The 22,351-nt window shown below is 33.0% G+C and carries 14 protein-coding genes; 5 read left to right on the forward strand and 9 right to left on the reverse strand.

Annotated features, from left to right (window positions below):
• Window positions 1-50: 50 nt before the first annotated feature.
• A complete protein-coding gene (msrA, locus tag V1T75_RS02270; RefSeq protein WP_330486934.1) occupies window positions 51-707 on the reverse strand; it encodes a peptide-methionine (S)-S-oxide reductase MsrA in 657 nt (218 codons plus the stop codon).
• A 144-nt stretch (window positions 708-851) separates the two neighbouring features.
• Between msrA and dnaX the strand changes: the two genes are divergently transcribed.
• Window positions 852-2,555 (forward strand): DNA polymerase III subunit gamma/tau, encoded by a 1,704-nt coding sequence (gene dnaX, locus V1T75_RS02275; RefSeq protein ID WP_330486935.1) that lies wholly within the window; start codon window positions 852-854, stop codon window positions 2,553-2,555.
• Here dnaX and V1T75_RS02280 read toward each other — a convergent pair.
• Both V1T75_RS02280 and pbpC read right to left on the reverse strand, forming a co-directional pair.
• Window positions 2,544-4,367 carry a cation:proton antiporter gene (locus V1T75_RS02280; protein ID WP_330486936.1) on the reverse strand — a complete coding sequence of 608 codons (1,824 nt, stop codon included), beginning with the start codon at window positions 4,365-4,367 and terminating at the stop codon, window positions 2,544-2,546. The two genes, dnaX and V1T75_RS02280, sit on opposite strands and share 12 nt — an antisense overlap.
• 58 nt (window positions 4,368-4,425) lie before the next feature.
• The gene (gene pbpC, locus V1T75_RS02285) at window positions 4,426-6,780 is read right to left on the reverse strand and encodes a penicillin-binding protein 1C (protein WP_330486937.1); all 2,355 of its coding nucleotides are present in this window, start codon (window positions 6,778-6,780) and stop codon (window positions 4,426-4,428) included.
• Between the two features lie 85 nt (window positions 6,781-6,865).
• Here pbpC and V1T75_RS02290 point away from each other — a divergent pair, with 85 nt between their 5' ends.
• Window positions 6,866-7,813, forward strand: coding sequence for a tRNA dihydrouridine synthase (locus tag V1T75_RS02290; protein WP_330486938.1), 948 nt, complete (start codon window positions 6,866-6,868; stop codon window positions 7,811-7,813).
• A 209-nt stretch (window positions 7,814-8,022) separates the two neighbouring features.
• On the opposite strand, the gene V1T75_RS02295 is transcribed toward V1T75_RS02290, so the two are convergent.
• From V1T75_RS02295 to V1T75_RS02305, 3 genes are all read right to left on the reverse strand, one after another.
• A complete protein-coding gene (locus V1T75_RS02295; RefSeq protein ID WP_330486939.1) occupies window positions 8,023-8,199 on the reverse strand; it encodes a hypothetical protein in 177 nt (58 codons plus the stop codon).
• A 261-nt stretch (window positions 8,200-8,460) separates the two neighbouring features.
• A complete protein-coding gene (locus V1T75_RS02300; protein WP_330486940.1) occupies window positions 8,461-9,774 on the reverse strand; it encodes a DEAD/DEAH box helicase in 1,314 nt (437 codons plus the stop codon).
• 136 nt (window positions 9,775-9,910) lie between these two features.
• Window positions 9,911-15,430, reverse strand: a complete 5,520-nt coding sequence (locus V1T75_RS02305) for an alpha-2-macroglobulin family protein (protein ID WP_330486941.1) — start codon at window positions 15,428-15,430, stop codon at window positions 9,911-9,913.
• Window positions 15,431-15,661: 231 nt separating this feature from the next.
• On the opposite strand from V1T75_RS02305, the gene V1T75_RS02310 reads away from it, so the two are divergent.
• From V1T75_RS02310 to V1T75_RS02320, 3 genes are all read left to right on the forward strand, one after another.
• Window positions 15,662-16,243, forward strand: coding sequence for a tRNA-(ms[2]io[6]A)-hydroxylase (locus V1T75_RS02310; protein ID WP_330486942.1), 582 nt, complete (start codon window positions 15,662-15,664; stop codon window positions 16,241-16,243).
• Between the two features lie 85 nt (window positions 16,244-16,328).
• Window positions 16,329-16,766 (forward strand): DUF4268 domain-containing protein, encoded by a 438-nt coding sequence (locus V1T75_RS02315; protein WP_330486943.1) that lies wholly within the window; start codon window positions 16,329-16,331, stop codon window positions 16,764-16,766.
• 112 nt (window positions 16,767-16,878) lie between these two features.
• Window positions 16,879-17,370, forward strand: a complete 492-nt coding sequence (locus V1T75_RS02320; RefSeq protein ID WP_330486944.1) for a CAP domain-containing protein — start codon at window positions 16,879-16,881, stop codon at window positions 17,368-17,370.
• Window positions 17,371-17,461: 91 nt separating this feature from the next.
• Here V1T75_RS02320 and V1T75_RS02325 read toward each other — a convergent pair whose 3' ends face one another.
• The 3 genes from V1T75_RS02325 to V1T75_RS02335 form a co-directional block, all read right to left on the reverse strand.
• Window positions 17,462-19,339, reverse strand: coding sequence for an OmpA family protein (locus V1T75_RS02325; protein ID WP_330486945.1), 1,878 nt, complete (start codon window positions 19,337-19,339; stop codon window positions 17,462-17,464).
• A gap of 11 nt (window positions 19,340-19,350) precedes the next feature.
• Window positions 19,351-20,289 (reverse strand): PorP/SprF family type IX secretion system membrane protein, encoded by a 939-nt coding sequence (locus V1T75_RS02330; protein ID WP_330486946.1) that lies wholly within the window; start codon window positions 20,287-20,289, stop codon window positions 19,351-19,353.
• 10 nt (window positions 20,290-20,299) lie between these two features.
• Window positions 20,300-22,351, reverse strand: a 2,052-nt coding sequence (locus tag V1T75_RS02335; protein ID WP_330486947.1) for an HYR-like domain-containing protein, incomplete at its 5' end; no start/stop codon positions are given.

Genomic DNA, 22,351 nt, shown 5'->3' on the forward strand with positions numbered 1-22,351 from the left:
AACAGGGGAGTTTCCTTTTTATATAAACAAACTTTAACTTAATAAAGTTTTTAATGCTTTTCCTTTTTAAGCAATTCCGGAAACTTACGTTTAAACCGATTTAATCGAGGAATTGATACTTTTTGCACATACGGGTTCTCTGGGTGTAAACGCTCATAGTTTTGATGATACTCTTCCGCAGGATAAAACTTCTCCATCTTTTTAACCTCTGTAACTATTTTCCCTTGATACACTTCTTTATTTAATCTTCTAATAGTATTTTGTATGAGCTGCTTTTCTTCTTGTGTTTTATAGAACGCTATTGACCTATATTGTGAACCATAATCTGGATGTTGTCCATTTTTAGTCGTTGGATCGTGTGAACCAAAGAACACCGTTACTAATGTTTGGAAACTAACTTTTTTCGGATTGTAATATACTGCTACCGATTCTGCATGTCCTGTACGACCAGTTCCAATCGTTTTATAGGTCGGATTTGTAGTATGTCCTCCTGCATATCCTGATACTGCTTCCTCTACTCCACTCACACTTTCAAAAATTGCTTCTACACACCAAAAACAACCACTTGCAAAGTAAGCTACTTTTGTTTCTGAGTTTGTTTGTACTGATACCTCTTTTCGTTTTTCTTCTTTTTTTTGTGAGAAACTTAATAACGTTAGCACTAAAACAACAACTGTAAATACTGCTATTCCCTTGAATATCTTCATATAATTCCTATTATTTATATGTTGGTTGGTCGTACAAAAAATACATTTTTTACAATTGTTTACAACTTTAATATTTCCTTAAGAATTTTGTTTGCGTGTTGCCACTGTGTTTTCTATTTTTGTTCAAGTAAACAGTAAATTTTAATGGAACATTTTATAGTATCGGCACGTAAATATCGTCCTCAAAATTTTGAGGATGTGGTAGGGCAACAAGCCATTACCAACACGTTAGAAAATGCTATACAAAACAACCACTTAGCACAAGCTTTATTGTTTACAGGACCTCGTGGAGTTGGTAAAACATCGTGTGCTCGTATCTTGGCTAAACGCATTAATCAAGAAGATGCAACTACCGATGATGAAGATTTTGCTTTTAATATTTTTGAATTAGATGCGGCTTCTAACAACTCGGTTGATGATATTCGTAACTTAACAGACCAAGTTCGTATTCCGCCTCAAACAGGAAAATACAAAGTGTATATTATTGATGAGGTGCACATGCTTTCTCAAGCCGCTTTTAATGCGTTTTTAAAGACCTTAGAGGAACCACCTGCACACGCTATTTTTATTTTAGCAACTACCGAAAAACATAAAATTATACCAACGATATTATCTCGTTGTCAAATTTTTGATTTTAAACGTATTGGTGTTTTAGATGCTAAAGAGTATTTAAAAACAATTTGTGCTAAAGAAAACATTACTGCGGAAGATGATGCATTACATGTAATTGCCCAAAAAGCTGACGGTGCAATGCGCGACGCCCTTTCTATTTTTGATAGGGTTGTAAGTTTCTCTGGAAACAATTTAACACGTGAGGCGGTTACCCAAAACTTAAATGTGTTAGACTACGATGTGTATTTTAACATTACCGATTTATTACTTCAGAATAAAATTCCTGAAGTGTTAATGGCATTTAATGATGTGTTAGGAAAAGGTTTTGAGGGACATCATTTTATAAACGGTTTGGCTTCTCACTTTAGAGATTTATTAGTTGCAAAAGACCAAGCTACTATAGCTTTACTAGAGGTTGGTGATAATACTAAGAAAAAATATTTAGAGCAAGCTTCTAAAGCCAGTATGCAATTTTTACTCCCTGCCATAGACAAGGCGAATGATTGCGACTTAAAATATCGAGGAAGTAAAAACCAACGCTTATTGGTAGAACTTACTTTAATGCAAATTGCCTCTATCACTTTTGATGGAGCAAAAAAAAAATCTAGCAACTACATAATTCCTGCTACTTTTTTTACCTCTTTATCTCCTTCTGTTAAAAAGATCGAGGTAAAACCTGCTGTTGTAAAAACGCCTAAAAAAGCGGACCCCACCCCAACAACTACTACAGTTACAAAAGAAGAAGCTCCCGCTAAACCCGTTTTAAAAAATATTAAACGACGTACTTCTGCTTTGTCTTTAAAGAGTTTACAACAAAAGAAAGAAGTAAAAAACACTATTGATGTAGAAGAAAACTACGACAATCATCCTAGAACTCCTTTTACTCAAGATGAACTAAAAGATGCTTGGAAAAAATATTATTTCCAATTACAAGGTTTCGGAGAGCGAAGTATTGCTGCCATTCTAGCTTCTGACGAGCCTAAATTACAGGAAGATTTTACGATTGTTTTTTCGCTACCTAATGACTTAATGAAGTCTCAACTAGAAAAAGGAAAACCTAAATTATTACGCTTCTTACGTGAAAAGTTAAACAACTATGGTATTCAAATTAATGTTATTGTTAATGAAACTGTAGAAAAAAAGTTTGCCTATACGCCTCAAGAGAAGTATGACAAACTAAAGGAAAAAAATCCGTTAATTGAAAAGTTAAAAAGTACTTTTGGGTTAGATGTTTAAATTCTTCCCTACATAAACCAACTTCCAATCTTCTATTTTCTTGACGTTTTTCTCAAATTCTGAAATTAATAGAATTTCATTCTTTTGACTCTTAACAAAAATTGGAATTGATTTTTGATCTCGATTAATTTCTTCAATTTTCTTCTTATAATCATCAATAGAATTAACTACTGTTTCGTGAATTTCAGGGAATTCTCTTACAGCTTCCATTAAATTAATATAATCATCTTCTATTGTAAATAAATGATCTTCGTCTTCATAATCCTTTGTAATAACTTCCTGCGACGTTGCTAAACGATAAGCCCCTTGCTCTCCAAAAATAGAAGAGAAATTAGAGATTACAAATTTGTTGATAGAATCACTTCCTGTCATTGCAATTAAATACCCTACATCGTTTAATTCAATATTATCAGTTAACTCATCATCGTAAATATTAACTTCAATAGATTCCAGCCCTTCTTCTTTGGCTTTTTCCACATTTTCAATATTAGAATCAATTAATACTACTCTTCTTTGATTTTCTTTTAGGTATTTTGCAATCATTCTTGCCAAATCTGAAGCTCCAACAATCATAATTGCATTAGAACGCTTTAAAAACACTCCTACTAATTTCGCAAACAATCTTGCTGTAGTGGCGTTTAATAAAACAGTTCCTAGTACTACCATAAACACCAAAGGAGTTATGTATTCAGCTCCTTCAATTCCTTGTTTAAGCAATTTACTTCCAAATAACGAAGCAATACCTGCGGCAACAATACCTCTTGGTCCTACCCAACTAATAAACAGTTTTTCATTTGTTTTTAAATTCGACTTTGATGTACTTAAAAACACGGCTAACGGACGAATTACAAACACAATTAAAGCAAATAAAAGCAGTGTTTTCCACTCATATAGTAGTGTTAGTTCTTTATAATCAATATTTGCTGATAGTAAAATAAATAAGATTGAGATTAATAAGACACTTAATGATTCTTTAAAATATAAAATCTCTTTTAAGTTCTTCAGTTTACTATTTCCTAGCACCATTCCCATAACCACAACAGCTAATAGTCCTGATTCATGAGCAAACAATTCAGACTCCACAAACACTAATAAAACAGTAGATAAAGAAACTACATTTAACAAGTAATGTGGTACCCATTTTTTGTTAATTACAAATATTAAAGCATGGGCAAAAGTGAATCCGAAAGTGGTTCCGAAAAGGATGATTTTTAAAAACTCTAACAAGGCGGTTCCTGTAAACCCAGCACCACCGCCTACACTTATAAATTCAAAAACAAGTACGGCTACTAATGCTCCAATGGGATCTATTAATATTCCCTCCCATTTTAAAACTGCTGAAACATCTTTTTTCAGGGGTATATTTCTAAGAATTGGTGTTATTACGGTTGGTCCGGTAACGATTATCAATCCAGAAAATAAGAATGATAATTCCCAGTTTAATCCAAATACATAATGAGCGATTATAGCTCCTCCAAAAAAGGTGATTGCTGACCCTAAGGTTATCAACTTAGTAATAACTGGACCTATATTTTTTATTTCTCCGCGTCGTAAGGTTAATCCTCCTTCAAAAAGAATAATACTAATAGATAATGACACAAAATAATACAAACCATCACCAGGAAAGAGTCCTTTTTCACCATCCCAAATAGGTTCTATCCATTTACTTCCATCATCATTAAAAAATTCTGCTGCAATAGGTCCTACAAGTAACCCTATTAAGATTAAAGGTAAAATTGCTGGAATTTTAAATCTCCAAGCTACCCATTGCGCTAAAATTCCAAGTATAATTATCCCTGCTAGTTCTAACATATTTTATATTTAAAAAGACTAAAAATACAGCTTTTAATTAAACCGTATTTACATTTATTTAATTTTTTACCTCAATAACTCTCTTCAGCTCATTACCATAATCATCTATAGCCGTTATGGTATACATACCGCTTTTTGGCACAATAGCTTGCTCGTGATATTGCTCTGTTATTCCTATAAATTCTTTGTTTAAATACCAATACACTTTTGCTTCTGAATTAGCGTGTGTAAGCTTTAAAATTATAGGGTTTAACTTATTGTTTTCTCCTCTTGTTAAAGATATTTTTGAGGTGTATTTAGTAGGAAAAACAAAATCCATTGTATTACTTTCCAACTGATTACAATCTGATCTATACTTAGGAAGTGGCCTGTAATCTGCATTTTTCTGCTGATAATAATAAGCCATTAGAGGAGGTAATACAAACCACGGTTTTGTTACCATGTTTGAAATTGACTCGCAATTTGAATTTACTCTAAATTTTTCAGATATAGCTACCGTTATTTCTTGATGATACGGACATGATGTAGCCTTCATTGCACTTTTTTGAACTCTTTTGGTTACTGTTGAAGGACAAATTGTTTTGGCTAAAAACCCACTTTTCTCACAAATAGTTGCTTCTATTAAATCTTCATAGGGTTCTAAAAACCAATTAGATTTTGGCAATACATCAAAAACATTAAACATTAATGGAGCGGCACTTCCAACACCTGTAAGGTCTGGACGTCCTTCTCCATCGGAATTCCCTATCCATACTCCTACTACATATTTTGGGGTTACTCCAACTGCCCAGGCATCTTTATTTCCAAAACTAGTTCCTGTTTTCCACGCTATTTTTTGAGATGAATCATAATATTTCCAAGCTTGATCTGTATAAGGCCTGTTTACTTCTATCAAAGTATTTAGTGTTAAGAATGTAACTCCAGCATCTAACGTTGTATAGCCTTTTTGAACCTTACCAAAATTTGTGGTTCCGTCAGACAAAAAACTAGGTTCTATAAACTCATTTTCGTAATAATTATGTTTTAATTCCTCATAGTGATTTACAATTCCTGCATATCCTGCAAAGGTTTTACACAAATCCCATAAGCTAGCTTCCGCTCCTCCTAAAATCAAGGAGAGTCCGTAATAATCTGCTGATTTATTAATATCCTTAATACGGTATGCTCTTAAATCTTCTCTAAATTTTTCCAATCCATATCGCTGTAGCATACGTACGGAAGGAATGTTCAGCGAACGTGTCAATGCTTCATTGGCTGGAACTGCTCCATCAAAAGTTAAATTGAAATTTTTAGGAGTATATCCTGCTATTTCTGTTGGCACATCTGCTACCAATTGCTTGGGTAAAAGGTCTCCCGATTGTAGCATTTGTGCATATAAAAAAGGTTTTAGAGTACTTCCTGTACTTCTTGGGGCAATGATATTGTTCACATCTTTTTGATGTGCTTTATCGGTTGGAGAATTTCCTACATAAGACAGTACTTTTCTTGTTTTAACATCCAACACCAAGACTGCCATATTGTAAACTTCATTTTGTTTTTGACGGAAATAATGTTGCTTTACTAAGTTATTTACTTGCCGTTGTAAATGAACATCTATAGAGCTTTTTACACGTTGTCCACTATACTGTTGCGTTACTTCTTGTACAAAATGTGGTGCTATCATAGGTAGCGGATATGGTTTTTGTGGCAACTCTTCTTCAATAGCTAACTCATACGTTATTTGATCTATAACTCCTTCTTCATGTAATTTTTGTAATAATCTATTTCTTTTATTTTTTAGTTTTTGTTGATTTTTCCCTGGATAAATCAACGATGGAGCATTCGGCAATACCGCTAAAGTTGCTGTTTCTGCCCATGACAATTGATGTGGTTTTAATCCGAAGTAACGCCACGAAGCCATTTCTAACCCAACAACATTCCCTCCATAAGGAGCATGTGATGCATACAATTTTAAAATTTCTTTTTTAGAATGACGAAATTCTAATCGAGTTGCTAGGATTAACTCTTGAAATTTTTCAAAATAGGAACGCTTTTTATTTTTTCTTGACAAGCGAATTACTTGCTGTGTTAGCGTACTTCCGCCTCGTACCACTCTTTTTGCTTTGAGATTTTCTACCATTGCTTTTCCTATCGAAATAGGATTGAACCCAAAATGTTTATAGAAATAAGCGTCTTCAAATTGTAAAATACAATGCTCGAATTTATTAGGCACAGAGTCTAACTCAGGAAATCTCCATTGACCATCGCTAGCAATAACAGCTCCTAACAATTCGTTATTTTTTGCTGTTACGACTGTTGATGTTGGATTGTCAAATAATTTTTTAGGCAGACAGAAATAATAAGCTACCATAAAAACACTTATAATGATAACTTTAATTTTATGCTGTTTTAAAAAGTTAAAAACAATTTTCATAGACAACTTATATAGCTCAAAAGTATAAAGTTTATAGCAAACATTTAGTCGATAAGTCTGTTATATTTGCAACTCAAATTACACTATGAGTTTTACCTTACTTTCTTCACCTTTACAAGGGTTTACCGACTTTCGTTTTAGGAATGCCCAACAAAAATACTTTGGTGGTATCGATACTTTTTATGCTCCTTACATTCGATTAAACGGGAAATTTAAAATAAAATCGAGTTATGAACGTGATTTGCTCCCTGAAAATAACACAACTTTAACGGTTATTCCGCAAGTTATAACCAATGATGCTGAAGAATTTTTATTTGTTGCCAAATATGTACAAAGTTTAGGATATAAAGAGTTGAATTGGAATTTAGGGTGTCCCTACCCTATGGTTACAAAATCGGGTATGGGTTCTGGTTTAATTTGTAATCCTACAAGAATAGATGAAATACTACATCGCGCTCATAACGAAACTGATATTCTAGTATCCATGAAAATGAGAATGGGTTATGAAAACAGTGAAGAAATACTGCACACTTTTCCTATTTTAGATAAATATCCGTTAAAAAATGTGGCTATTCATGCCAGAATTGGAAAACAATTATACAAAGGAGGTGTTGATTTAGATGCTTTTCAAAAATGTATAGACGCTGCCAAACATCAATTATATTATAATGGCGATATCACTACAGTAGCAGGTTTTAAAGCTATGAAAGAACGTTTTCCTGGTATTACACATTTTATGATTGGACGTGGTTTAATTGCAGATCCGTTTTTACCACAAATGATTAAAGATAATACTACTGAATACCCAAAAGACAGGTGGAAAACATTTGAAGAGTTTCATGATGAAATATACCAGCAATATGATGCTGCCTTGTCAGGACCAACGCCTATAAAAATGAAAATGTTAGGCTTTTGGGAGTATTTTTCTCAATCATTTTCTGATCCTCGTAAAACTTATAAAAAAATAAAAAAAGCAACAAATCCTAAGAAATATCAGGCAGCTGTTAAGGAGATTTTGAATGGAGAAAGATAACCTTGAAACTTTAAATATAAAACTAATACTTATTACATTCTGTTTTCCCTTTTTTATACAATTAATGACATGTTTTATAGCTCGATTTTGCTATAAAGACTGTTGATGTTAGGCTGTCAAATAAGTTTTTGGACAGACAGAAAAAACAAACAACCACCGCAAATACTGTGATGATTGTTTTGATTTTATTATTCTTTATTAATTTATTTTTATAAAACACAATCAGCATGTACATCACTACACGCTTGATATTCTGGTGGTAGCGCCCAATACTCTTCACATTGTGTCTCGTCAAAAACTAAACCACATTCGTAACCACCACCTACAATAGATTTTTGTTCTTTTTTTGTTAAAGCTTTACCTGCTTTTAAAATTTCATTTTTCATGATACTACTAAGAAGTATTTAAAATATAATTAAATCCTTGAACATTTAAAGGCACTCAAGGTTTATGCCTATTCTTCGCGAAAGAATATTGTTATTAAATTATTTATTTTACTACTTCACTTCGTAACTCTAGCATAAATATGCTATTAATTTTAGTAATACTCTATAATTCTATTGACTTCTGCATAGGTTTTTTCTTCATCATTTAAATAGAAATAATATTTTTTTCTTTTACTAAGCTTACAATTCTAACTAATTAGTTTACACTAATGTAATACGAACTTTTTTATTTTTTAAGCGTGTATTATTTAACTCTTCCAATAATCTTTTTGACTCAGTAATAGGAACCGAAATAAAAGCACAGTCCTGTTTTAACTCAATAACTCCTACTTGTTCTTTGGTTAAATTTCCTTTTTTAAAGAATAAACCTGCTATATCTCCTTTAGATATTTTGTCTTTTCTTCCTCCTGAAATAAATAACGTCTCCCAATAACCAGGCTTTAATTTTTGTTTCTGAGAAATATCGGCATTGGGTATGTTTTTAAGAAATTCAGGAAGGCTTTCTTTTTGCCATTTTAAAATATAAGCTGTTCCTTTCGAATTTACCCTTGCTGTTCGTCCGTTTCTATGAGTAAACTCTTCTATTCTTTGTGGTAACTCATAATGAATAATGTATTTCATTTCTGGAATATCAATTCCTCTTGCAGCTAAATCAGTAGCTAATAATACTTGACTTGTTCCGTTTCTAAACTTTATTAAAGAACGTTCACGATCTCTTTGCTCCATTCCACCAGAAAAACAACTGTGTGCTATTTTGTTCTTCGTTAAAAACTCGCTTAGGTTAGCAATACTATCTTTTAAATTACAAAAAATAATTCCTTGTTGATTTCCTATGTGATGTAATAACTCCACTAAGGTTTGATTTTTATTTTTTGACGGTGAAACAACCGTTTTTAAAGTTAATTTCTTTGTTTTTTTATCTGTTAAATAGTTTAATACGGTAGGATTGTTTAAACGTACAAAGTCTGGAACTTCAGCTTCTTGAGTTGCTGAAGTTAAGATACGTTTATTAATATTTGGTAATTGATTAATAATTCCGCGCATTTCATACTCAAAACCAACTTCTAACGATTTATCAAACTCATCTAAAATTAAGGTTTTAATACTTTCTTTAGAAAAACGATCGTTGGCAAAATGATCAGAGATTCTACCAGGTGTACCTATTAATATACTTGGTGTATGTTTTAGTTCTATTTTATCTTTTGCCATTGAACGTCCACCGTATACAGCATTTACTTTTAAACCAGTTCCCATTTCACGTATCACTTGTTCTATTTGAATTGCTAATTCTCTTGAAGGTACTAAAATTAAAACCTGAATTTCTTTATTATCAGGGTCTATTAATTTTAATGTTGGTAATAAAAATCCTAATGTTTTACCTGTACCAGTAGGTGATAGTATTACTGTATTGGTTGTTTTATCAATGGTCGAAATGGCATTTTGTTGCATTTCATTTAACTCATAAATATTTAATTTTGCTAAAATATCTTCTTGTGTTTTAACTGTATTTACCATAATCTTTTTATATCTATGAATTTTATATTGATGGGCAAAGATAGGTAGTCTTACACAAGGAAAGATTAAGTATTTTAGAAATAAAAAAGCTTACTGAAATCAGTAAGCTTTTTTATTTCATTTAATTATTTATAAACTACTTCACCACTTTAATCCATTCTCCTTTGGTGCGAGCTATATAGTCATTATCATACATCGCTTCTACTTGTACTCCTGGCAAATAATATTCACCTAAATACGACGCATTTAACAACACTCTAAATGTTTTGGTTTCATATTTTTTCAAGGTAAAATAGTTACTGATACTTGCATCTCGTATATCTGTATAATCTACTTTTGAAGACGTTGTATTATTTCCAAAATCAGTAAAACGAGTATTTACAATTTCCCATCCTGAAGGAATGTATTGTGTCAATGCCACATTTTCAATAGTTTCACTTGTTGGGTTTTTCACCGTAACTTCTGCTACAAAGTTGGTTCCTTGTGACAAATTATCTGGGGTAATACGAGTCCCTTCTTTTGTTTTATATGTAATAGTAGTTTCTAAATTCTTTTGGAATACTTTTTCCTCACCTACAGGTAAAATTCCTTTGTTTAGCACACGTACATATAAAACTCCGTTGTTTTTGTTTGTTATTTTTAATGTATTCTCTTTTTGAATAGCTATCAACTCTTTTGCTAACAACGATTTTGAAGTACTTGCTTCTCCTGATGCCTTATTTAAAATATAGTTGACATTAATTCCATCACTACCTCCATTTTTTAGAGCATACTGGCTCATTGCTAATAAACTATAGGCTGTTGTTTGCGTACTCATCCAATTGTTACTAGATAAATCTTCAGCTATTTCTTTTGCTAATTTTATTGACTTCGTTTCATCATCCAGTAGCATATAGGTTTCTAAAGACATTGCTTTGTTTCTAGTTTCAGAACCATAGTTTGTATAATATCGTTTTGTATAGGTATAACCGGTTATTTCTTTTAAAATGGATTTTGCGATGGTCTTTTTACCTATTAAAGCATACGCACTTGCTAATCTCATTTTTGCTTCATCTGAAACTCCCATTGATTCGCGTAAACGGTTCATTGATGCTAAATCAGGGCTATTTGCTAAACTCAACGTATATAATCGATATGCTTGTGATAAAGAGTTGTTGTAATAACGTGAGTTATTTCTCCAATTACGTGCTTGTTGCTTTTGATATCCTATCCATTTTGATTTGAATCCAATAGGCAACACATATCCTTTCTTCTCTGCTGCTATCATAAAATGACCTGCATAAGACGTTCCCCAACTATCCGCGGTACTATTTCCTTGCCAGTACGACAATCCTCCATTAGATAATTGAAAATCAGATAAGCGTTGAATTGCTGCTTTGATGTTTCTTTCAGTTGAAGCTATCTTTTCTTTTGGCAATTCAAATAATTCTGGTAAAAATAACTGCGGAAAAGCCCCAGAGGTTGTTTGCTCTACACACCCATGTGGATAACGAATTAAGTATCCCAAACGCTTGGTAAAGTTCATGGGTGGTAAGGTTGATAATTCTAACGTAGCTGCATTCGTTCCTTTGGTTCCAAAGCTTGTAAAGTTAATCTCCCCTGCTTCATTAGATTTCAATACGACATCTTTTACTTCTGTGGTTACTGGATTTGGATTCAACACATCTATTTCCACTTCGTAAGACGCTTTTTCTCTTCCTGAACTTGCGTCTATTTTCACTTTACCAATTCCTTTAAAATCATTTACTTTTAAGGTAAAATACGCCATTTTCTCATCTGGCTGACTAAATGAAACAGTTTGTGTTTTATCTCCTTCAATAGTATATGCTTCGTTAGGTTGTACGGTAACTTTTACATTTTTAATGTTTGGTTTCATGGCAAAAACAGTAACTGGTAAGGTAACGGTTTCTTGTGGAGTAATCTTACGAGGTAATGATGCTAAAATCATAACTGGCTTGCGTACAAAAGCTGTTTTTTCATCACTCCCATACGCCTCTTTTTTAGTATCAGTCGCTACTACCATAGCACGAACAGATCCTACATATTTAGGAATTTTAATTTTATGCTCCTTAATATCTCCCATTTCTAAATCGAAAGGCCCTAAATAGGTAACCATTGATTTGAATCGATTCGCTTTTCGATTCTTACTTCCTGCTTCTGCTTCGTCTCCTCCAATACTTAATATCTGATTTACTTTTCCTCCATACGCACCAATTACATCATCAAAAATATCCCAAGTTTTTACTCCTAAAGATTGACGTGCATAGAACACTCCCCAAGGATTCGGAGTTTTAAAACGTGTTAAATCTAACAATCCTTCATCTACCAATGCAATGGTATAGGTCATAGCTCTACCTTTTTCCTCTTTTACTCGAATGGTAGCTGTTGATTCTGGTCGTAACTCGTCTGCTAACTGAATTTTTGGTTCTAATTTCGTTGCAGGATTATGTACCAACATTGGTATTGAACCATACATACGAATTGGTAAATCGTTTACTGTTTGGCTATGTTTTTGTAGCAACGATATATTTACAAACACATTTGGTGTATAACTCGCTTTTACAGGAAAACTAAACGTTGTTTGTTGTGCTTGTGTTGGTACCCAAAAGTGATCTAGTACTTCGGTTCCGTTTTCTATTGTTATAAATGCTTTTCCTCCTTCTGAAGATGGAAACTTCACTGTTGCTTTTTCATCTACTTCATACGATTCTTTATCGGTTGTAAATACCAACATCGTAGCATTGCTCTTATCTTGATTTCCTTTTTTCTTAGCATACCAAGAAGGCCAATCAAAATACACCACATTTGAGGTAACATGCTTACTTTTTGAGTCTTTTACTTTTATTAAATAACGCCCCCAATCATTTTCATCAACCTTTAATTTAAAAGTCCCTTTACCACTTGCGTTTGTTGTTACTTTCAGTTTTTTATAAGGTTCATGATAACGTGTACCGTCGTAACTAGACAATCCATTATCAGAGGTACTCCACCACCAACGCCATGATAGTTTATATACATTTACTTCTAAAGTATTTGCTATTCCTACTCCTTCTTCATTTACTGAAGCTGCATTAAAAGTATACTCTTCATCTGTAAATAAATAGTTTTTAGATTGTGGCTCTTCGGCATCTTGTAATCCTACATACGAGGTATACGGTGACACTTTGTTAGAAAATACATCGGTACTAAAGTCTCCTCCATTTTCATATACCTTGGTAATAAAACTTGCTTTCAACATCCCTGGAGCTTTACTATCTAATTTAGGCTTTACCGAAAATTTTGTCGTTCCTTCATTACTTAAACTTCCTTTTAGTACTTTAAACTCTTCTGTTCCAAATCGACGAGTAACATCATCAAAATTATAGTTTTTGAAGTTTGAAAATTCCGTATTGGTTTGTGAAAATTTTCCGTTGATATCTAACTTTAATCCTCTCGCTATTGCTCCGTGTAACCATTTTACTTCTACATTTCCTGTAATCGTTGAGTTTGCTTTAATGAATTCTGAATCTGTAGCTAGTTTAATCTTTAAACGATTCGGTTTTATAGTTTCAACTTTTACTATTTTGTTGAAAACAGCTCCTCCAACACTTACACGTACTTTCCAATTCCCAGTAATCGCTTCTTGGCTTGTTATTGGAGCATACCCGTATACATTATTTGATTTTTTTGGAAGTACTTTTCTATCGATTATCTTTCCTCGTGGATTAATTAATTCGAATTTTATAGGGTGTTCCTCTGGAATTGGATTCGCATTATCATTTAAAACAAAAGTTAAAAATAGTTGATCGCCTGGTCGCCAAACTCCACGTTCTCCATAAATATACCCTTTAATTCCTTCTTGTAATTTTACCCCAGAAACATCAAACTTACTCATAGACAGCGCTTCGCCATCTTTCAGCTTCACATAAGTTGTGCTGTTGTTTTTAGTAACTACTGCAAAAAAGGCATTAGCAACATCAGAAAAAGAAACAACACCTTCTTTATTGGTAACTGCTGATGCTACTGGTTGTTTTTGTAAGTTGTATAACGTTACTTTAGCCCCATCAATAACTTCAGTGGTAAGTATATCCGTAACTGCTACTACTATTTTAGCATTGTTTCCTTTTTTAACGATAACACCAATGTTTGTAGCTAAAATATTTGTGCTGATTTTTTTATTGTAGTAGTATGAAGTGGTACAAGGATTTTCTCTATCTCTCCAGCTATAATCGTAATAGTAATCGTCATAATAATTAGGGTTATCATAACTTTTTGTAGCTATTTCTTTTTTTCCGAAAACTATAGTTTTGGTTGCCCCCCCTTCTGCACATTTGTAATTTGAGTAATCTTGATTAAAAGAAAACTCAACTCTATACATTGCTCCATTTTCTATTTTTACGATATCTGCTAAATCAATTGCGAAAGCATTTTCTTTACTTAAATCCAATCCTTGATTACCAAGGTTTACTGTATATTTTGCTATTGGACGCCCTACGTAACGTAAGTTTCCTTGGTTACTTAACTCATTATACTGTAAAAACTGTAGTACATTCTCTTTATAAATTTTGTAAACAGTTGCATCAACCGCTTTTAAATTTACAGCATTAAAATTTATTTTTAAATTGTTAGAATTTGGGAGTATGGATCCACTTTTTATAAAGGTTACAGCAGGCTTTAACTCTTCAAAATAAATGGTTTTAATTGTATTTTCTTTTAAAGCATAACCATCTACACTCTTTATTCCTTTGAATATTTCTATCTCAACTTTTTGTGCAAATGATGATTTAGGATATACTGTTACTTTATTATTATTAACCTTATATGTAAAGGCTCTTTTTTGAGTATTTAAAAACTGGATAAGTCCTTTTAAGTTTTGAGTTTTTTGTATTGGGTCTGAAAAACTTATTTCAATATGTTGCTTATCGGTATCAACAACATCTACACTTAATACTTTAAAGTTATTTTTCCCTGTTATCGTTACTTCTCTACTCCCTTTAGATTCTGATTGTACTGGGGCTCCTGTCCATTCTACCTTTAATTGTTTATCGTCTTCAAAACGTTGTATGCTGTCTATTTTAAAATAAACCTTAGAACTTACTTCTCCAACAGTGCTAAACTTTATAGATTTTGTCTTTCCATTATAGGTTGCTTTGACCAAAGATGGTATTTTGTCTGTTTCAATAATATCGCTAGCTGTCAATTCACCCTCAACTGCGTATACATTTTTGGTATAAACACTTGGAGATTGTAGAGAAACATTAAATAATAATTCTTTCGTTTTTACTTTAACAGTAAAGTTCTCTAGGCTCTCATCAATATCCTCATATAATTTTGATAAATGAAGGGTTATTAAATATTCTTGATTGCTTTTTAATTTTTCAGCAGGTACAAAAACTAGCTCGTTATCGTTTACAACTACTTCTCCTTTTATGGCTGGCTTTGTCGTAATAACTTCAGCTGCATCAAAGTTTGCTGTTCCCTTCTTTTTTAAGACAAATTTTAAGTTTGGTGTTACTGATATCAGTTTATCTGGAAAAACACTAATGTACTCACTAAACGCGTTAACATTACTTTCTGTGATAACCGATTTTTTACATGAATTAGCAATAAGCATTAAAAAGGTCAATGCCAATACACTAAGAATCTTTTTCTTTTTTTTAAATAACTGTAGTTTCATTTCTTTTAGGAGTTTTGTCTTTCTCTATGGTACCTAAAACTACTGAAAAATATTTTTTATCTGCTTAGCTATTTAGAATTTGTAGTAATTCATTTAGTATTCGTCATTAAAACAATATTTTTGAGCAATTTTATTAAGAGTTTTTTTTAACAACAAATCTAGCTATTTTTAGACTATTTCATATACAATTAGCACTTATATTTTTTACTTTTACAGCCTCAATTACACATTATGCTTGGATTACAATTTGACACAGCAACTTCATGGGTTGAAGTTGCTAAAAACGGATTAGAACAACTTTTAACCGACCATGCTTTTGCTGAACAAAAAGCAGCTTCGAATGCCGTGTCAATTATTATCAATTACTCTGAAGAAACTGAACTTGTAAAGGATATGAGCGATATTGCTATTGAAGAAATGGAACATTTTAGAATGGTACATAATATAATGATAGAGCGAGGTATGGTTTTAGGGCAAGCTACTAAAAATGACTATGCTTTACGATTACAAAAGTTTTTTCCTCACACAGGCAACAGAACAGAAGCCCTAATTCATCGACTTTTGGTTGCTGCCTTGATAGAAGCACGTAGCTGTGAGCGTTTTAAAGTTTTTGCTGATAATATGGAAGATGAACAATTAGCTAAGTTTTATTTAGATTTAATGGTTTCGGAAGCAAATCACTATACTTTATTTTTGGGGTATGCTCGTAAGTATATGGATCGTGAAATAGTTGATAAAAAATGGGAGGGGTTGTTAGCTTTTGAAGCAGAAATGATGAAAGAGAGAGGTAAAACTGCTAAAGTTCACGGGTAAAGTTTCATGAGTTAATTACCCCGATAACTGATAACTGATAACTGATAACTGATAACTGATAACTGATAACTGATAACTAAAATAAATGTTCAGTAAAGAAGAATCTGCTCGTTTACGTAAAGAGTTTTGGACAAGCTTTGGAAAGTCTTTTCCTAGAAAATGGCTATTATACAATACCAAGATAAAAGGGGTTGCTTTTAAATTTCAAGCGGATAGAAAAAAAGCTTCTGTTTGTTTAGATTTTGAACATCCTGAAGACATAGCCAATGAATTACTTTATGATCAGCTACTTTCTTTAAAAAACATACTGGAAAGTGCGTATTTGTCTGAGGTTATTTTTGATGACAACTTTGAGCTAGACAATCACAAAATTATTCGTAGAATTTACGTCCCTTTTGATAAAAAATTCAGTATTCACAATAAAAATACGTGGCGAGATTGTTATGAGTTTTATGTTGAAACCATGACACAGTTTGAACTGTTTTTTTACGAGTATGAAGACTTTATAAAACAGGCTATCTAGTCACAGGAAAAAGCCCCTTTTTACCTCAAACACATACAATTAACTTGTTTTGTATTAAGTTTTCGTCATATCTTTACAACGTTTTTTGATTAACCCCTTAACCCCTATAATCATGAATAACTACCCCCTCCAGTTATTGGTGTTATTTTGTGCACTAATAATAACGTCTTGCTCTTCTAACGAAGCCGAGATAATTGACAGTACCCCAGAAGTGTCAACTAACATCAGTGAAAAACCGATTGAGGCAGACATTTTAAATCTCATTAACTCTTATAGGGTTAATAATGGCTTTTCTTCACTAAACAAGTTACAAACTATTAAGTCGCAAACAAGCAATCATACTAATTACATGATTGAAAAGGACGAAGTTTCACACGACTTTTTTTACCAACGTAAAGAGTATTTAGCTGAAAACGCTGATGCAATTAAGGTAGGTGAAAATGTGGCTTATGGTTATTCTACCGCTGAATCGGTAGTTAATGCTTGGATTAAAAGCAATGGACATAAAGAAAATATTGAAGGTGATTACACTCACTTTGAAGTTACCGCTGAAAAAAGTGCTAACGGCAAATGGTTTTTTACCAATATTTTTGTCAAGAAATAGAATAGTGAAGTAAATCAAAACCCCAATCCAATATGCGCATTGAATCGGGGCTAAAGAAAACTACTCTACGGGAGACTAATTACTTATTTTGCTATTTATAATCGTTAATGATTATAAATTTTGATCGTCGATTTTCTTGATGTTCTTCTTCTGTACAAGGAATACCGTTGGAACATTTATTTACCAACTGCTTTTCTCCATAACCAATAGCGCTTTCTATCCTATTGGTAGCTATCCCTCTTGAGAAAATATAATCTCTAGTAGATTTGGCTCTCTTATCCGACAAAATTTCGTTATAACGATCACTTCCCCTACTGTCAGTATGAGCTTCAATTTTAATAATCATTTTCGGGTGATTTTTTAACACGCCTACTATGTGTTCTAGCTCATAGGCTGCATCTGGACGAATATTCCACTTATCAAAGTCGAAAAATATCGGATCTATCACTATCTCATTACCTATAATTAAAGGAGTTAAATACAGGTCTAGCTCTATATTTTTATTGTCTTCGTTTGTCGTTAATACATCTTTTAAATCGTCTTTATAATCATTTTTTGAACCTCTAAGAACATACTTTTTTCCACAATTAACTTCAAAAAAGTATGAACCATCTTCTTTTGTAGTAATTGTTTCTAGCACTTTTCCTGTAGTATCAACTAATTCTACTAGCGCCTCTGCTAACAGCTCATTTGTTCTTTTGTCAAATACTTTTCCAGAAATAAACTGCTTACATTTTTCGAAACTATATATATCATCATGTCCTTTTCCTCCTGGCCTATTCGATGAAAAATACCCTGTTTTGTTATCTTCATTTAAAAAGAATGCAAAATCATCATATCCACTATTAAAAGGTGCTCCTAAATTTTTTACTTCTGATGAATTATTATTTAATAAATTAGATTTATAAATATCTAGCAGTCCTAAATTTGCATATCCATCTGAAGAAAAATATAACGTATAATCTTTAGCCACATATGGAAACATTTCCTTACCAGCAGTATTAATTTTATCTCCCATGTTTACAGGATCTCCATAAGTTCCATTTGGTAAAATGGCTACTTTATAAATATCTGTAAAACCATAGCCTCCAGGTCTGTCTGACGTAAAATACAGTGTTTTTTCATCTGGACTTAATGCTGGATGCCCGCTTGAATATACTTCATCATTAAACGAAGGCTCTTCAATATTGTCCCACTGTCCATTAACCAGTGTGGCTTTATATATTTTTAAGTGAGATGTTCCTTCTTTATCATAATCTAACTTATCTCTTTTGTTTAAGTTATTTCTGGTAAAGTACATAGTGGTTCCATCTTTTGTAATAGCCACACTTGATTCGTGAAAACTTGTATTAATTTTTGAGGAGGTAATTGGCACAACAGCTTCTATCGTTTTTATTCCATTTTCTACATTTATTTTTGCTTCATATAAGTCTAAATAAGGCTCATTATTCCATTCATAAATTTTGCCTTTATTATTTTTTGCTGATGAGAAAACAAATTTATTTCCTATTACATAAGGTCCGAAATCGGAATTTTTGGTATTAACTTCTAAATTGTAAATATTAATCGTATCGTTATTCAAAGTCATGAGTTTTTCATAACCTTCTTTTGATAAACTTCCTTTAGCATCAGGTAATTTTTGCAACCATTCATCTGCTTTTTCATATGCTCCAATACTTCGTAATGATTGTACGTACCTATGAATATTTTCATTACTTAAACCATCTTCACTTTTTGCTGCTAATTGATACCAATGAACTGCTTTTTTTGAATCTGAATTATTATAATAACAATCTCCAAGTCTTGCTAATGTATAGGTGGTACTGTCTCCTTTTTTCACTGCGCTTTCATAAAACTCAGCAGCTTTTACATAGGCATAATCTCTATAAAACTTATCCGCGACTCTCTTCTGAGAAAATGAATAGGAGAATGAAAAAATTAAGATTAAAAGTGTAATTTTTGTCTTCATAACTATGCTTTTTAAAAATATCTAGGAGATTTAACTCTATTTACTTTATGCAACTCGAACATTAATAATATTTCATGTGTTCCATTTGAATACTGATTAATGTCTGATAATGGATATTCATAAGCGTAACCAATTCTAAACTGACGAGATACCTGAAAATCTACTAAAGCTCCTAAAGCTCCTGTATCTTCATTTATCCTGTATGAACCTCCTAACCAAAACTTTTCATTGAATAAAAAGTTTGCTGTAATATCATATGATACTGGAGCTCCATTAGTTGCTTTTATTAATGTAGCTGGTTTAAACTTTACATTATCACTTAAGTCAAAAACATATCCTCCTGTTAAGTAATAACTTACCCTATCTACAACCCCATAATTAATTCCATTAATTTCTAAATCATTATGGTCTATATTTAATAACCTTGGGGCAGAAAGCCCCACATACCATTTGTTGGTATGTAGCAGCAATCCACTACCAATATTTGGTTCCCATCTATTTTGAATTCCAGAAATTCCTGGATCTGATCCTTCGGCTGCAATCAAAGCATCATCAATATTGTATTGAGTAACCCCTGCTTTAAGTCCAAAAGCCAATTTTATATCGTCATTAAGTTGAATGGTATACGAAAAATCTCCATATAAATAAGTGAAATTTTCATATCCTAGTTGATCATTTATAAAGGATAACCCCAACCCTATTTTATCATTTCTAAGTGGTGTGTGAATAGATAATGTTTGTGTTTCTGGTGCTCTATCTAGTCCCGCCCACTGACTTCTGTGCAATCCAACAATACTCAACACTTGTCTACTTCCTGCATAGGCAGGATTAATAGAAATTGTATTATACATATACTGAGTAAATTGTGGTAGCTGTTGTGATTGAACTGTTAAAACTGTTGCAAAAAACAGCACAATAACTGCCTGTAATAGTTTGTAATTATGGTTCATAGCTATAATATTATTTGGTTCCTAAGTAAATTGCTCCTGTAAATGGTTTTAAACCACTATTTTCTAATATTACAATGTAGTAATATGTACCGGCTGGTAGTCTTTCAGCTCCTCCAAACGTAGCTCCATCTGAAGTTCCGTTCCAATTATTTGCATAATTGTTTGATTCAAATACTTTTGCACCCCAACGGTTAAATATTTTTACATTGGCTACGAATCCACAGGATTCAACTCCTGTAATTTCAAAAAATTCATTCCATGAATCTCCATTAGGGGTTACTGCTTTAGATATGACCACATCTTCTTGTCCACATGGCAATACTATACAATCGTCGTTTATATTAATGGTAACTTTTGTTGCTATTAAACATCCATTATTTGGTGATGTATATGTAAAGATGTAATCTCCTAAGTTTAATCCTGACGGATCAAAACTTCCGTCATCAGATATTGTTACACTTCCTTGAGTTACTTCCCAAGTTCCATCTTCACTTTGATTTGCTAAATAGTCATTCAAATCAATCGTTCCGTCATCGATACATCTTGAGTCAGCTAGTTCAGTTACTGTTGTATTGACTGTTACTGTTATATTTTGCGTAAAGTCTGCTACATTACCACAGTCATCCGTAACTGTCCATGTTCTTGTGATTGTATAATCACTATCACTGCCATCAAACGTACTTGTTTCTTCAAAGTTTGTTTGTGTTACATTTGATGAGCAATTGTCTGTAAATTCTAATGTTGGAACTTCAGGAACATTATCACATGCAACTGTTATATCTTCTAATACTGACACTAAAGTTGGTGCTTCATTGTCTTCTACAGTAAGTATTTGCATATGCGAAGTTTCATTACCTGCACAATCTTGTACTCTCCATGCTCTTGTGATGGTATACTCTGAAGCACATCCTTCTTCTTGTCCAGAAAACTCTTCTGTATAATTAACTGTTACGGATGCATCACAATTGTCTGTTGCCGTTAAAACTACAGCTGTTGGAATAGCATCACAACTTACCGTTACATCTGTTGGTAATGCTTCTACAAATTCTGGAGCTACGGTGTCTTCTACTGTCACTACTTGAGTATGTGATGTAGTATTGCCTGCACAATCTTGCACTGTCCATGTTCTTGTGATGGTATATTCTGATGCACAGGCATCATCTTGCCCCGCAAACTCTTCAGCATAATTAACTGTTACGGATGCATCACAATTATCGGTTGCCGTTAAAACTACAGCTGTTGGAATGGCATCACAACTCACGGTTGTATCTGTTGGTAATGCTTCTACAAATTCTGGAGTTACAGTATCTTCTACTGTCACTACTTGAGTATGTGATGTAGTATTGCCTGCACAATCTTGCACTGTCCATGTTCTTGTGATGGTATATTCTGATGCACAGGCATCATCTTGCCCCGCAAACTCTTCAGCATAATTAACTGTTACGGATGCATCACAATTATCGGTTGCTGTTAAAACTACAGCTGTTGGAATGGCATCACAACTCACGGTTGTATCTGCTGGTAATGCTTCTACAAATTCTGGAGCTACAGTATCTTCTACCGTTACTACTTGAGTATGTGATGTACTATTTCCTGCACAATCTTGCACTGTCCATGTTCTTGTGATGGTATATTCTGATGCACAGGCATCATCTTGCCCCGCAAACTCTTCAGCATAATTAACTGTTACGGATGCATCACAATTATCGGTTGCCGTTAAAACTACAGCTGTTGGAATGGCATCACAACTCACGGTTGTATCTGCTGGTAATGCTTCTACAAATTCTGGAGCTACAGTATCTTCTACCGTTACTACTTGAGTATGTGATGTACTATTTCCTGCACAATCTTGCACTGTCCATGTTCTTGTGATGGTATATTCTGATGCACAGGCATCATCTTGCCCCGCAAACTCTTCAGCATAATTAACTGTTACGGATGCATCACAATTATCGGTTGCTGTTAAAGTTTCCATCACTGGAATGTTATCACAACTTACCGTGATTTCTGCTACTGGTAAAGTCTCTACAAATTCTGGGGCTACCGTGTCTTCTACTGTGAT

This window comes from Tenacibaculum sp. FZY0031, assembly GCF_036350695.1.
In the GTDB taxonomy this organism is placed as follows: domain Bacteria; phylum Bacteroidota; class Bacteroidia; order Flavobacteriales; family Flavobacteriaceae; genus Polaribacter.

What these genes read in the sequence shown, in the direction of transcription:
- V1T75_RS02330 (WP_330486946.1), bottom strand. Translation starts at nt 20,289, where the DNA reads ATGAACCATAATTACAAACTATTACAGGCAGTTATTGTGCTGTTTTTT.
- V1T75_RS02295 (WP_330486939.1), bottom strand. Translation starts at nt 8,199, where the DNA reads ATGAAAAATGAAATTTTAAAAGCAGGTAAAGCTTTAACAAAAAAAGAA.
- V1T75_RS02315 (WP_330486943.1), top strand. Translation starts at nt 16,329, where the DNA reads ATGTTCAGTAAAGAAGAATCTGCTCGTTTACGTAAAGAGTTTTGGACA.
- V1T75_RS02290 (WP_330486938.1), top strand. Translation starts at nt 6,866, where the DNA reads ATGAGTTTTACCTTACTTTCTTCACCTTTACAAGGGTTTACCGACTTT.
- V1T75_RS02280 (WP_330486936.1), bottom strand. Translation starts at nt 4,367, where the DNA reads ATGTTAGAACTAGCAGGGATAATTATACTTGGAATTTTAGCGCAATGG.
- V1T75_RS02320 (WP_330486944.1), top strand. Translation starts at nt 16,879, where the DNA reads ATGAATAACTACCCCCTCCAGTTATTGGTGTTATTTTGTGCACTAATA.
- V1T75_RS02300 (WP_330486940.1), bottom strand. Translation starts at nt 9,774, where the DNA reads ATGGTAAATACAGTTAAAACACAAGAAGATATTTTAGCAAAATTAAAT.
- V1T75_RS02325 (WP_330486945.1), bottom strand. Translation starts at nt 19,339, where the DNA reads ATGAAGACAAAAATTACACTTTTAATCTTAATTTTTTCATTCTCCTAT.
- V1T75_RS02305 (WP_330486941.1), bottom strand. Translation starts at nt 15,430, where the DNA reads ATGAAACTACAGTTATTTAAAAAAAAGAAAAAGATTCTTAGTGTATTG.
- pbpC (WP_330486937.1), bottom strand. Translation starts at nt 6,780, where the DNA reads ATGAAAATTGTTTTTAACTTTTTAAAACAGCATAAAATTAAAGTTATC.
- msrA (WP_330486934.1), bottom strand. Translation starts at nt 707, where the DNA reads ATGAAGATATTCAAGGGAATAGCAGTATTTACAGTTGTTGTTTTAGTG.
- V1T75_RS02310 (WP_330486942.1), top strand. Translation starts at nt 15,662, where the DNA reads ATGCTTGGATTACAATTTGACACAGCAACTTCATGGGTTGAAGTTGCT.
- dnaX (WP_330486935.1), top strand. Translation starts at nt 852, where the DNA reads ATGGAACATTTTATAGTATCGGCACGTAAATATCGTCCTCAAAATTTT.